The following is a 12,305-nucleotide window of genomic DNA, read 5'->3' on the forward strand; positions in this document are numbered from 1 at the left end:
TGCTTGCGTCAAGTGACCGAAGGCCAGTGGCGATCATGAAGTTGGCCGGGGCCGGTCCCACGACGTGACTGTTCATCACATGAGCCCGACGGGTACGGCACCTCCGCACCGCCGGGGGCGGACGGCAACGCGACATGACTGTGGCCCGCCGGGATGCGGCGGGCCACAGTCATGCCGTTGCGTCAGGCGTGCGTCACTTGTCGGCGCCGGTCCCGAACGTGCCTCCGACCTCGGCCGCGTTGAGGTCGTCGACGTCCTCCGCGCCGAGCACCGCGCCGGTGCCGCGCTTGCTGCGGCGCAGCCGTCCCTCGAGCCAGGAGGCGAACGAGGTGAGGAGGAAGTTGAGGACGATGAAGATGACCGCCACCACGATGAAGCTGGGGACGACGTTGGCGTAGTTGGCCGCCAGCGTGCCGCGGGAGTTCAGCAGCTCGGTGAAGCCGAGCATCACGCCGCCCAGCGCGGTGTCCTTCACGATGACGACGAGCTGACTGACGATCGCCGGGAGCATGACCGTGACCGCCTGCGGCAGCAGGATGTTGCTCATGATCTGGCTCTTGCGCAGGCCGATCGCCTGTGCGGCCTCTCCCTGCCCCTTCGGGAGGGAGAGGATGCCGGCCCGGACGACCTCGGCGAGGACCGAGGCGTTGTAGAGCACCAGGCCGGTGACGACCGCGTACAGGGGCCGGTCCGCACTGGTGACGTCCGTCGAGCGCGCGAAGAACTCGTTGGCGAACAGCATCAGCAGCAGCACCGGGATGGCCCGGAAGAACTCCACCACGACGGAGGCCGGCACCCGCACCCACTTGTGGTCCGACATCCGGGCGATGCCGAGTATCGCGCCCAGCGGCAGGGCGATGACCATGGAGAGCGCCGCGGCCTTGAGCGTGTCGACGAGGCCCGGCAGCAGATAGGTCGTCCAGGCCTCGGACTCGGTGAACGGCTTCCACAGGGCCCAGTCCAGCTGCCCCTTGTCGTCCATCGTCCTGTAGACCCACCACAGGACGAGGGCCAGGGCGGCGATGAAGACGACCGACAGGATGACGTTGCGCCGCTTGGCCCGGGGGCCGGGGGCGTCGTACAGAACGGAGGTCACCGCTTCACCGCCAGTCGCTTGCTCAGCCAGCCGAGGAACAGACCGGTGGGCAGGGTCAGTACCACGAATCCGAAGGCGAAGACCGCGCCGATGAGCAGCGTCTGTGCCTCGTTCTCGATCATTTCCTTCATCAGCAGGGCGGCTTCCGCCACACCGATGGCGGCCGCCACCGTCGTGTTCTTGGTCAGCGCGATCAGCACGTTCGCGAGTGGGCCGATCACCGAGCGGAAGGCCTGCGGCAGCACGATCAGGCTGAGCACCTGTGTGAAGTTCAGCCCGAGAGCGCGGGCCGCCTCCGCCTGGCCGACGGGCACGGTGTTGATGCCGGAACGCAGCGCCTCACAGACGAAGGCCGCGGTGTAGGCGGCGAGGCCGAGCACCGCGAGGCGGAAGCCCTGGAGCGCGAAGTCGTCCGGCGCGCCCATGGTCACACCGAAGATGTCGGCGAGGCCGAGCGAGGTGAAGACGATGATGACGGTCAGCGGGATGTTCCGCACGATGTTCACGTACGCGGTCCCGAACCACCGCATCAACGGAACCGGACTGACCCGCATCGCCGCCAGCAGCGTGCCCCAGACCAGGGAGCCGACGCCCGAGAACACGGTGAGTTTCACCGTCATCCAGAACGCGCCCAACAATGTTGGGTCGTCATAGTCAGAAATAAAGTCGAACACGATCTCCCGCGCTTCCGGGTGTGTGGCGTACGTGGCGGACGCGGCGCGCCGCCGCCCTGATCGCGACGGACGGCGGCGCGCCTTTCAAGACCCCGCGTTGCGGCCCTGGACTACTTGACGATGTTGCCGATCTTGGGCGCCGGCTCGTTGTTGTACTCGGCCGGGCCGAAGTTCGCCTCGACGGCCTTGTCCCAGGCCTTGTCGCCGACCATCTTCTCCAGGGCGGCGTTGATCTTGTCCGTGGTCTCGGTGTCGCCCTTCTTGACGCCGATGCCGTAGTTCTCGTTGCTGAGCTTCAGGCCGGCGAGCTTGAACTTGCCCGCGTACTGCTCCTGCGCGGCGAAGCCGGCGAGGATCGAGTCATCCGTGGTCAGCGCGTCCACGGCACCGCTCTGCAGGGCGGCGACGCACTCCGAGTAGGTGCCGACCTGCTTGAGCTGGGCCTTCGGCGCGAAGTCCTTCTTGACGTTCTGCGCCGAGGTCGAGCCGGTCACCGAGCAGAGCTTCTTGTCGTTCAGGTCGGTGGCCTCGGTGATGTCCGAGTCCTTCTTCACCAGCAGGTCCTGGTGGGCCAGGAGGTACGGGCCGGCGAAGTCGACCTTCTCCTTGCGCTCGTCCGTGATCGAGTAGGTCGCCGCGATGAACTTCACGTCACCGCGCGCGAGGGCGTTCTCGCGGTCGGCGCTCTTGGTCTCGACCCACTCGATCTGGTCGGCCTCGTAGCCGAGCTCCTTGGCGACGTACGTCGCCACGTCCACGTCGAAGCCGGAGAAGGATCCGTCCGGCTTCTTCAGACCGAGACCGGGCTGGTCGTACTTGATGCCGATCTTGATCTTGTCGCCGCCGCCCCCGGAGGACGAACCGCTGTCCTTGCCGTCGTCGCCGCCACAGGCGGTCGCGGTCAGGGCGAGAACGATTACGGCGGCCGAGGCGGCGGTGACCTTGCGGAGCTTCATGGTGCACATCCTTTGACTCAGGTGAAGTGATGCGGCCCGGTCGGGTGTCCGGTGACGCAAGACTGCGGGGCGCGGGGCGCGCCTCAGTGGTGAAGGATCTTCGACAGGAAGTCCTTGGCGCGGTCGCTGCGCGGATTGCTGAAGAACTGGTCCGGCGTCGCCTGCTCGACGATGCGACCGTCTGCCATGAACACCACACGATTCGCGGCCGAACGGGCGAATCCCATCTCGTGGGTGACGACGATCATGGTCATGCCGTCGCGGGCGAGCTGCTGCATGACCTCCAGAACCTCATTGATCATCTCCGGGTCGAGAGCCGACGTCGGCTCGTCGAAGAGCATGACCTTGGGCTCCATCGCCAGGGCCCGCGCGATGGCGACGCGCTGCTGCTGGCCGCCGGAGAGCTGGGCGGGGTACTTCTCCGCCTGCGCGCCCACGCCGACCCGGTCGAGCAGGGCGCGGGCCCGCTCCTCAGCCGCCTTCTTGTCCTTCTTCCGAACCTTGATCTGGCCCAGCGTCACGTTCTCGAGCACGGTCTTGTGCGCGAAGAGGTTGAAGGACTGGAAGACCATCCCCACGTCGGCCCGCAGCCGGGCCAGCTCCTTCCCCTCGTGGGGCAGGGGCTTGCCGTCGATGGTGATCGACCCTGAGTCGATCGTCTCCAGACGGTTGATGGTGCGGCACAGGGTGGACTTCCCGGACCCGGAGGGCCCGATGACCACGACGACTTCGCCACGGGCGACCGTCAGGTCGATGTCCTGGAGTACGTGCAACGCGCCGAAATGCTTGTTGACGCTCTGCAGGACGACCAGGTCGCCGGTCGCGGCCACATCTTCCTTGGCCACCGATACTTCGGTCATCGCTCTCTGGCTCCGTCCTCCTCGGTTTCGGAGGACAGTAGTAATCCTTCAGACCTGCGTCATTACATCTGAGGGGAATCTGAGCATCACGATCCGATAGCAATCGGACACCTGTCGTAGCACTTGTGAGCTGGGGTGATTTCGGCGGGGTAACGGTACGAAAGAGCAACCGGAACCCTCTTGACGGGGCACTCGGTCATCGGCGTCACTGCAAGGTGCACGCGCGCGTGCCCGCGCAGGAATACACACGGAGAGCGGACGGCCGATGAACCGAAGGGGGCCCTGGTGAGACTGCTTCTTGTCGAGGACGACAACCACGTCGCCGCCGCCCTGTCGGCGGTCCTGGCGCGGCACGGGTTCGACGTCACCCACGCCCGCAGCGGCGAAGAGGCGCTCCAGGCACTGGTCCCCGAGGGCGAGGGCTTCGGTGTCGTCCTGCTCGACCTGGGCCTGCCCGACCAGGACGGCTACGAGGTCTGCGGCAAGATCCGCAAGCGCACCGGCACCCCGGTGATCATGGTCACCGCGCGGTCCGACGTCCGCTCCCGCATCCACGGCCTCAACCTCGGCGCCGACGACTACGTGGTCAAGCCGTACGACACCGGCGAACTGCTCGCGCGGATCCACGCCGTCAGCCGGCGCAGCGTCCCCGAGGAGGCCACCGGCAGCACGGAGACCGAGCTGCGGCTCGGCCCGGTCCGCATCGAGCTGCCGACCCGCCAGGTCACCGTCAACGGCGCGCCCGTGCAGCTCACCCGCAAGGAGTTCGATCTGCTCGCCCTGCTCGCGCAGCGGCCGGGGGTCGTGTTCCGCCGCGAGCAGATCATCAGCGAGGTGTGGCGCACCAGCTGGGAGGGGACCGGGCGCACCCTGGAGGTGCACGTCGCCTCCCTGCGCGCCAAGCTCCGCATGCCCGCCCTCATCGAGACCGTGCGCGGCGTCGGCTACCGGCTCGTCGCGCCCACGGCGTAGCGGGGCCGGGTGCACACACGTCTGCTGCCGCTGCTCATCGTCCTGATGGCGGCCGTACTGCTCGCCCTCGGCGTCCCGCTGGCCGTCAGCCTGGCCGGGGCGCAGCAGCAGCGGGTCGTCGTCGACCGGATCGACGACACGGCGCGCTTCGCGGCCCTCGCCCAGTTCGTCACCGAGCCCACCGATCCGGTCGCCGGCGACATCAACGAGCGCCGCGAGACCCTCAGCAGCGAGCTGAGCAGCTACCACACGGTGTACGGCATCCGCGCGGGCGTCTTCTACCGCAACGACTCGCCGATGGCGCACGCGCCGGGCGACTGGTTCCTGCCCCGCTCCGGGGAGGTGCGCGACGCCTTCGAGGAGGCGCTGCTCAGCCGCCGCAGCCACGACCCCGAGCAGGTGTGGCCCTGGCAGCGGCGCAGCCTCGTGGTGGCCTCGCCGGTGATCCGGGACGGAGACGTGGTCGCGGTGGTGGTCACCGACTCGCCCACCGGACAGATGCGCTCCCGCATCCTCCAGGGCTGGCTGGTCATCGGGGCGGGCGAGGTGGCGGCGATGCTGCTGGCCGTCGGCGCCGCGCTGCGGCTGACCGGCTGGGTGCTGAGGCCCGTACGGATCCTGGACGCCACCACGCACGACATCGCCACCGGGCGGCTGAAGTCCAGGGTCGCGGCGGCCGGCGGGCCGCCGGAGCTCAGGCGGCTCGCCCGGTCGTTCAACGAGATGGCGGACAACGTCGAGAGCGTGCTGGAGCAGCAGCGCGCGTTCGTCGCCGACGCCTCCCACCAGCTGCGCAACCCGCTCTCCGCGCTGCTGCTGCGCATCGAGCTGCTCGCCCTGGAGCTGCCCGAGGGCAACCAGGAGATCGCCTCCGTGCAGGCCGAGGGCAAGCGCCTGGCACAGGTCCTGGACGATCTGCTCGACCTGGCGCTCGCCGAGCACAGCGAGGCCAGCCTCCAGATCGCCGACATCGGCGCCCTGGCCGCCGAGCGCGTCGCGGCGTGGGCGCCCACCGCCGAGGCCAAGGAAGTCCGGCTGACCGGCACCTGCCCGCCCACCACGGCGTGGGCCGACCCGGTGGCGCTGTCCAGCGCCCTGGACGCGGTCATCGACAACGCGGTGAAGTTCACGCCCGGGGGCGAGGCCGTCGAGGTCGCCGTCGCCTCCAACGGAGACACGGTCACCGTCGTCGTCACCGACAACGGGCCGGGGCTGACCGAGGAGGAGCTGGCCCGCGTCGGCGACCGCTTCTGGCGCAGCGGACGGCACCAGAACATCAAGGGCTCGGGCCTGGGCCTGTCCATCACTCGGGCGCTGCTCGCGGCGGGCGGCGGGTCGATCGCGTACGCGAGCCACGAGCCGCACGGACTGCGGGTCACCGTGACGGTGCCGAGGAACGCCCCCGCGGGCGGGGCGACGGATCAGGGCTTGTCGGACCGGTAGTACCGGCGGGCGCCCTCGTGCAGCCTGAGCGGGTCGGTGTAGATCGCCGTGCGCACGTCGACCAGCTGGGCGGAGTGCACATGCGCGCCGATGCCGTCCCTGCTCCTGAGCACGATGCGGGTCAGCCACTCGGTGAGCCGGGGATCCGCGTCCGCGCGGGTGATCAGCAGGTTGGACACCGCCATCGTCGGCACGGTCGCACCGAGCTGGCTGCCCGGGTAGGCCGACTCCGGCATGTTGGTGGCGCGGTAGTAGCGCGTGGCGCCGCCCTCCCTGTGCAGCTCCGCGACGAGGTCCGCCTCGATCGGCACGAACCGCAGCGCGGACTGCTCGGTGAACTTCTTGAGGCCGTCCGTGGGCAGTCCGCCCGACCAGAAGAAGGCGTCCAGACCGTGCCCGAGCCGCCCCGGCCCGGTGTCGATGCCGTCGGCGGACGGGCTGATGTCGGTCTCCGGGTCGATGCCGGCCGCCTTCAGCACCCGGTTGGCGATGAGCCGGACGCCCGACTTGGGCGGCCCTATGGCGACCCGCTTGCCCCGCAGGTCGTCCACGGTGCGGATGCCGGAGTCGGGCGCGACGGCGAGCTGGACGTAGTCGTCGTACAGACGCGCCACCCCGCGCAGCCGGTCCGCGCCCGGCCGGCCCTCCAGCTTGTACGTCTGCACGGCGTCGGCCGCGGCGATCGCGAAGTCGGCCTGTCCGGTCGCCACGCGCCGCACGTTCTCCTGCGAGCCGTCACTGGTCTTCAGCCGCACCTCGAGGTCGGGCATGTACTTGTCGAGCGAGGAGCGCAGCAGCTCGCCGTACTTCTGGTAGACGCCCGCGCGGGTGCCCGTGCTCAGGGTGATCGTCCCGCCGGGCGGCTCCTCGCTCCAGGGCGCCAGCCACCACAGCAGCACCCCGAGCGCCACGAAGGCGGCGGCCGCGCCCCGCAGGGCCCGTCGCCTGCCGATCCGGGACAGCGTGTGGGGCATGCGCGCGATCCTGCCAGCCCGAGTCGCCGCTGACCAGGGCGGAGCTCACAGCGGCGGGGGTGGGCGCCCCGGCCGGCCGCTACAGTCGCGGGCATGAGTTCTTCGCCCGCCGAACTGGTCCGTGACTTCCACCGCACCTTCGGGCTGGACGCCCGGGACACACCGTCCGAGGTCTCCCCGGAACTCGCCGCCCACCGCGGTGAGCTGCTCGCCGAGGAGGCCGGCGAGGTCGCCGAGGTGTCGGTGACGGGGCCGCTCGACCGGCTCGCGCACGAACTGGCCGACGTCGTCTACGTCGCGTACGGCACGGCGCTGGTCCACGGCATCGACCTCGACGCGGTGATCGCCGAGATCCACCGGTCCAACATGACCAAGGTCGGTCCCGACGGGCGGATCAGCCGGCGGGCCGACGGCAAGGTGCTCAAGGGCGACCACTACGAGGCCCCGGACGTCTCGGCGGTGCTGCGCCGGCAGGGATGGGCGCCGGGCGGGGACGCCTGAGCGGACCCACCCACGGCGTGCCGCGCATCATCGTATTTCCGGGCCTGTGGCACGCATGATCGCTGTACTCTCCGCCCATGACGCCCACCCAGCCGGTCCCCTCCTCCGGGGACGCCGAATGTCTCACGCTCACCCGGCAGTTGCGGCGCAGAGGAACTCTCGTCCTGTCCGTGTTCGCCCTGCTCTGGGCCTTCGCGGGGGCCTCCGGCACGGGCGCGGCGACGGACGCCGTGCCGCTGTCCATCGAGGTGGCGGCCGTCCTGGTCACCGCGGCCGCGGTCTACCTGGGACACCGTGCGGGGGCGGCGCCGTCGCCCCGCTCGGTGCGCCTGCCGGAGAACTGGGCGCGCGGCGTCGGGATCGTCAACGGCGTCGAGGTGGCGGCCATCGTCGCCGTGATCGCCGCGGCCAACGGCTCCGGCCGTCCCGAACTCGTCCCGGCCGGCGTCGCGCTCGTCGTGGGGCTGCACTTCTTCCCGCTCGCCCGCCTCTACGACCAGTGGCAGTACCGGTGGACGGCCGCCCTGCTGACCGCCGTGGCGGTCGTCGGCCTCGTGCTGGCCGGGGCCGGTCTGACGGCCGGGAGCGTGCGGATCGTCGTGGGCCTCGGGTGCGCGGCGGTGCTCTGGGCCGCCGCCTACCACCTGGCCCTGCGGGGCTGACGGACCGCCGCGGCCCAGGGGTGTCCGCGGCACCGCCTACTCTTGGGGACATGAGCAGCATCGACCGGAGCCAGTCAGTGGGCGGCACGCGCACCTATGAAGTACGCACCTACGGGTGCCAGATGAACGTCCACGACTCCGAGCGATTGTCCGGGCTGCTGGAGGACGCGGGCTATGTGCGCGCCCCCGAGGGCTCCGACGGCGACGCGGACGTCGTCGTCTTCAACACCTGCGCCGTGCGGGAGAACGCCGACAACAAGCTGTACGGCAACCTCGGCCACCTCGCCCCGAAGAAGGCGAGCCGGCCCGGCATGCAGATCGCGGTCGGCGGCTGCCTCGCGCAGAAGGACCGCGACACCATCGTGAAGCGGGCGCCCTGGGTGGACGTCGTCTTCGGCACGCACAACATCGGCAAGCTGCCCGTCCTCCTGGAGCGCGCCCGGGTGCAGGAGGAGGCGCAGGTCGAGATCGCCGAGTCGCTGGAGGCCTTCCCCTCCACGCTGCCGACCCGGCGCGAGAGCGCCTACGCGGCCTGGGTGTCGATCTCCGTCGGCTGCAACAACACCTGCACCTTCTGCATCGTCCCGGCGCTGCGCGGCAAGGAGAAGGACCGCCGCACCGGCGACATCCTCGCCGAGATCGAGGCCCTGGTCGCCGAGGGAGTCTCCGAGATCACCCTGCTCGGCCAGAACGTCAACGCGTACGGCTCCGACATCGGCGACCGGGAGGCGTTCAGCAAGCTGCTGCGGGCCTGCGGGAAGATCGACGGCCTGGAGCGCGTCCGCTTCACCTCGCCGCACCCGCGCGACTTCACCGACGACGTCATCGCCGCCATGGCCGAGACGCCGAACGTGATGCCGCAGCTCCACATGCCCCTGCAGTCCGGCTCGGACCCGGTCCTGAAGGCGATGCGCCGCTCCTACCGGCAGGAGCGCTACCTCGGGATCATCGAGAAGGTGCGCGCCGCCATCCCGCACGCCGCGATCAGCACCGACATCATCGTGGGCTTCCCCGGCGAGACCGAGGAGGACTTCGAGCAGACCCTGCACGTGGTGCGCGAGGCCCGCTTCGCACAGGCGTTCACCTTCCAGTACTCCAAGCGTCCCGGCACCCCGGCCGCCGAGATGGACGACCAGATCCCCAAGAAGGTCGTCCAGGAGCGCTACGAGCGGCTCGTCGAGCTCCAGGAGGCGATCTCCTGGGAGGAGAACAAGAAGCAGGTCGGCCGCACCCTGGAGCTGATGGTCGCCGAGGGCGAAGGCCGCAAGGACGACGCCACCCACCGCCTCTCCGGCCGCGCCCCCGACAGCCGTCTGGTGCACTTCACCAAGCCGGAGCAGGAGGTGCGTCCCGGGGACGTGGTCACCGTCGAGATCACCTACGCAGCCCCGCACCACCTCCTCGCGGAGGGCGCCGTGCTGGACGTGCGCCGCACCCGCGCGGGCGACGCCTGGGAGAAGCGGAACACCGCCCGGGCCGCCGGGCCGAAGGGCGTCATGCTCGGCCTGCCCAAGCTGGGCGTGCCCGAGCCGCTGCCCGCGGTCACCGGAGGCTGCGCCGTCGACTGACCGGGACGCCGGGGGACGGGCCGCCGTCGCGGCCCGTCCCACGTAGGCTGCCGATCATGCTTGTCGCCGCCGCCGTCTGCCCCTGCCCGCCGCTGCTCGTGCCCGAGGTCGCCGCGGGCGCCGCTCCCGAGCTGGACGCCGCACGCGCCGCCTGCGGTGACGCGCTGGGCGTGCTCGCCGCCGCCCGGCCGGACCTGCTCGTGGTCGTCGGACCGGGGGACGACGCAGGGCCAGAGGTCTACCCGGAGGGCACCCCGGGATCCTTCCGGGGCTTCGGCGTCGACCTGGACGTACGCCTCGGATCCGACCGCGGCACACCGGCCGGGCGGGAACTCCCCTACGGGCTCGCCGTGGGCGCCTGGCTGCTGGGCCGCGCCGGATGGGCGGACGCCCCCGTCGAGGGACTGGCGGTGGGGGAGGACCTCGCCGCCGAGCGCTGCGCCGAAGCGGGGGAGGCCCTCGCGGGCCGGGCGGAACGGGTCGCGCTGCTGGTGATGGGCGACGCCAGCGCGTGCCGCTCGCTCAAGGCGCCGGGCTACCTGGACGAGCGCGCGGCCCCCTTCGACGCGGAACTGGCGCGTGCCCTCGGCGCCGCCGACACCGGAGCCCTGCGCGCCCTGGACACCGGACTGGCGCGCGAACTGAAGGTGTCCGGCCGGGCGCCCTGGCAGGTGCTCGCCGGCGCGGCTGCCGGCAACGCGGACCTGAGAGGCGCGCTGCTGCACGAGGACGCCCCGTACGGGGTCGGCTACCTCGTGGCCGGCTGGTCGTAGGCGCGTACCGCCCCGGAAAGGGCGGACGGCCGCGAGCCCTCGTGCGCTCCACGGCCGTCCGTCCGTGCTGCCCCGTCGCGTCCCGCCGTACGGCTCAGGAGGCGGGCGGAGGCCCGGCCGGCGGGGTGGTCGTGCCACCCGTCTCCTGACCGGGGTCCTGCTTGTGCGCGAGCCGGTCCACGGCACCCTTGGCCTTGCCCGTACCCGACTGGATCCGGTCGCTGTACTTGCCCTTGGTCCGCTGGTCGACGGTCCGTGCGGCCTTGTCCAGCCCGTGCTGGATCTTCTCCTCGTGCTGCTGCGCGAGGTGGGAGACCTTGCCCTTGGCCGGGCCGATCTTGGCCTTCAGATTGTCCAGGAGACCCATGATGCACCTTCCCTCGAGGCCGTCTACGTGCGGGCGCCCTCACCGGTCTCGCTGCCGGCGGACTCTGCGGACTGCTGCTTCGGGATCTCGAGGGTGTCCGTGACGGTGACCTCACCGGACTCCTTCCCGGCCGGCCCGGCGCCCTCCGGCGCCTCGTCCGTGCCCTCCGGCCGCGCCGCCCCGGCCGCCTCCTCGGCGGGCCCGGCCGCCGCCTCACCGGCCCGTGCCTCGGCGGTCCGCGTCTCCTCCGTCGCCTTCGACCTCCGGAAAAGCCGTGCAAAAACGCCCATATCAACTCCATACGTTACTCGTGCGGGCGAAATCCCGCGTTGCCCGGTGTGTCCGTTCGTGTGACCCGGGCCTCCACCCGCGCAGTCCGACGGCTGGAACCCCGCAACGGGCAACGACCCGGCGACTGCCGCGTCACGTAACCCGTTCGGGGGCGGGCCGGGAGGTTTGCGAGACTGGATCAGTGAGCAGCGCACCCCTCGCCCCCCGCGTCATCGCCGTAGTCGGCCCCACTGCGGCCGGAAAGTCCGATCTGGGCGTGTTTCTGGCCCAGCGGCTCGGCGGTGAAGTCGTCAACGCCGACTCCATGCAGCTCTACCGGGGGATGGACATCGGCACCGCCAAGCTGACGCCCGCCGAGCGCGGCGGCGTCCCGCACCACCTTCTGGACGTCTGGGACGTCACCGTCACCGCGTCCGTCGCCGAGTACCAGCGGCTGGCCCGGGAGCGGATCGACGCATTGCTCGCCGAGGGCCGCTGGCCCGTCCTGGTCGGCGGTTCCGGCCTCTACGTCCGCGGCGCCGTCGACAACCTGGAGTTCCCGGGCACCGACCCGGAGGTCAGGGCCCGCCTGGAGGAGGAGCTCACGCTGCGCGGTCCGGGGGCGCTGCACGCACGCCTCGCGGTCGCGGACCCCGGGGCGGCACAGGCGATCCTGCCGAGCAACGGCCGCCGCATCGTCCGCGCGCTCGAGGTCATCGAGATCACCGGAAGGCCTTTCACGGCAAGTCTCCCCGGCCACGACTCGGTCTACGACACGCTCCAGATCGGCGTCGACGTGGCCCGCCCCGAGCTGGACGAGCGCATCGCCCGCCGGGTCGACCGGATGTGGGACGCCGGTCTCGTGGAAGAAGTGCGCGCACTGGAGGCGCAGGGGTTGCGCGAGGGGCGTACGGCGTCGCGCGCGCTCGGCTACCAGCAGGTGCTGGCGGCTCTCGCCGGGGAGCGCACCCTCGAGGAGGCGCGGTCCGAGACCGTTCGTGCCACCAAGCGCTTCGCGCGCCGTCAGGATTCATGGTTCAGGCGCGATCCCCGGGTGCACTGGTTGAGTGGGGCCGCGGCGGACCTGACGGAACTTCCGCAGCTCGCGTTGTCGTTGGTCGAACGACCGGTTACAGCCTGATCACGTCATGGCATCGGGACGCCCAGGCCGTCATCCGGCCCTGTGACG

The 12,305-nt window shown here is 71.0% G+C and carries 14 protein-coding genes; 7 read left to right on the plus strand and 7 right to left on the minus strand.

Annotation, left to right across the window (positions count from 1 at the left end):
- Window positions 1-193: 193 nt before the first annotated feature.
- The 4 genes from CNQ36_RS28950 to CNQ36_RS28965 all read right to left on the minus strand — a co-directional run bounded on the left by CNQ36_RS28950 (window position 194) and on the right by CNQ36_RS28965 (window position 3,586).
- A complete protein-coding gene (locus CNQ36_RS28950) occupies window positions 194-1,096 on the minus strand; it encodes an amino acid ABC transporter permease (protein ID WP_121548136.1) in 903 nt (300 codons plus the stop codon).
- On the minus strand, window positions 1,093-1,770 hold the full coding sequence (locus CNQ36_RS28955) for an amino acid ABC transporter permease (RefSeq protein WP_004924655.1): 678 nt from the start codon (window positions 1,768-1,770) through the stop codon (window positions 1,093-1,095). The genes CNQ36_RS28950 and CNQ36_RS28955 overlap by 4 nt, the downstream gene beginning before the upstream one ends.
- Before the next feature lie 110 nt (window positions 1,771-1,880).
- Window positions 1,881-2,726 carry a glutamate ABC transporter substrate-binding protein gene (locus CNQ36_RS28960; RefSeq protein ID WP_121548137.1) on the minus strand — a complete coding sequence of 282 codons (846 nt, stop codon included), beginning with the start codon at window positions 2,724-2,726 and terminating at the stop codon, window positions 1,881-1,883.
- Window positions 2,727-2,809: 83 nt separating this feature from the next.
- Window positions 2,810-3,586 (minus strand): amino acid ABC transporter ATP-binding protein, encoded by a 777-nt coding sequence (locus tag CNQ36_RS28965; protein ID WP_004924652.1) that lies wholly within the window; start codon window positions 3,584-3,586, stop codon window positions 2,810-2,812.
- A gap of 285 nt (window positions 3,587-3,871) precedes the next feature.
- Between CNQ36_RS28965 and CNQ36_RS28970 the strand changes: the two genes are divergently transcribed.
- Both CNQ36_RS28970 and CNQ36_RS28975 read left to right on the plus strand, forming a co-directional pair.
- The gene (locus CNQ36_RS28970; RefSeq protein ID WP_040906027.1) at window positions 3,872-4,558 is read left to right on the plus strand and encodes a response regulator transcription factor; all 687 of its coding nucleotides are present in this window, start codon (window positions 3,872-3,874) and stop codon (window positions 4,556-4,558) included.
- Between the two features lie 9 nt (window positions 4,559-4,567).
- Entirely contained in the window at window positions 4,568-6,001 is a 1,434-nt protein-coding gene (locus CNQ36_RS28975; protein ID WP_121548138.1) for a sensor histidine kinase, read from the plus strand.
- Here CNQ36_RS28975 and CNQ36_RS28980 read toward each other — a convergent pair.
- Window positions 5,980-6,975 carry a TAXI family TRAP transporter solute-binding subunit gene (locus tag CNQ36_RS28980; RefSeq protein WP_121548139.1) on the minus strand — a complete coding sequence of 332 codons (996 nt, stop codon included), beginning with the start codon at window positions 6,973-6,975 and terminating at the stop codon, window positions 5,980-5,982. The two genes, CNQ36_RS28975 and CNQ36_RS28980, sit on opposite strands and share 22 nt — an antisense overlap.
- A 93-nt stretch (window positions 6,976-7,068) precedes the next feature.
- Here CNQ36_RS28980 and CNQ36_RS28985 point away from each other — a divergent pair, with 93 nt between their 5' ends.
- The 4 genes from CNQ36_RS28985 to CNQ36_RS29000 all read left to right on the plus strand — a co-directional run bounded on the left by CNQ36_RS28985 (window position 7,069) and on the right by CNQ36_RS29000 (window position 10,479).
- On the plus strand, window positions 7,069-7,476 hold the full coding sequence (locus CNQ36_RS28985) for a pyrophosphohydrolase domain-containing protein (RefSeq protein ID WP_121548140.1): 408 nt from the start codon (window positions 7,069-7,071) through the stop codon (window positions 7,474-7,476).
- Window positions 7,477-7,553: 77 nt separating this feature from the next.
- Entirely contained in the window at window positions 7,554-8,138 is a 585-nt protein-coding gene (locus CNQ36_RS28990; RefSeq protein ID WP_121548141.1) for a DUF7010 family protein, read from the plus strand.
- A gap of 50 nt (window positions 8,139-8,188) precedes the next feature.
- Complete coding sequence (miaB, locus tag CNQ36_RS28995) at window positions 8,189-9,706, plus strand: tRNA (N6-isopentenyl adenosine(37)-C2)-methylthiotransferase MiaB (RefSeq protein ID WP_121548142.1); 1,518 nt, start codon at window positions 8,189-8,191, stop codon at window positions 9,704-9,706.
- Between the two features lie 56 nt (window positions 9,707-9,762).
- Entirely contained in the window at window positions 9,763-10,479 is a 717-nt protein-coding gene (locus tag CNQ36_RS29000; protein WP_121548143.1) for a class III extradiol dioxygenase subunit B-like domain-containing protein, read from the plus strand.
- 94 nt (window positions 10,480-10,573) lie between these two features.
- On the opposite strand, the gene CNQ36_RS29005 is transcribed toward CNQ36_RS29000, so the two are convergent.
- The gene (locus CNQ36_RS29005; RefSeq protein WP_004924636.1) at window positions 10,574-10,846 is read right to left on the minus strand and encodes an antitoxin; all 273 of its coding nucleotides are present in this window, start codon (window positions 10,844-10,846) and stop codon (window positions 10,574-10,576) included.
- A 23-nt stretch (window positions 10,847-10,869) separates the two neighbouring features.
- Window positions 10,870-11,136 (minus strand): hypothetical protein, encoded by a 267-nt coding sequence (locus CNQ36_RS29010; RefSeq protein ID WP_004924635.1) that lies wholly within the window; start codon window positions 11,134-11,136, stop codon window positions 10,870-10,872.
- A 182-nt stretch (window positions 11,137-11,318) separates the two neighbouring features.
- Between CNQ36_RS29010 and miaA the strand changes: the two genes are divergently transcribed.
- Window positions 11,319-12,257 (plus strand): tRNA (adenosine(37)-N6)-dimethylallyltransferase MiaA, encoded by a 939-nt coding sequence (gene miaA / locus CNQ36_RS29015; protein WP_004924633.1) that lies wholly within the window; start codon window positions 11,319-11,321, stop codon window positions 12,255-12,257.
- Window positions 12,258-12,305 lie beyond the last annotated feature (48 nt).

The organism is Streptomyces fungicidicus (assembly GCF_003665435.1).
Taxonomy (GTDB): domain Bacteria; phylum Actinomycetota; class Actinomycetes; order Streptomycetales; family Streptomycetaceae; genus Streptomyces; species Streptomyces fungicidicus.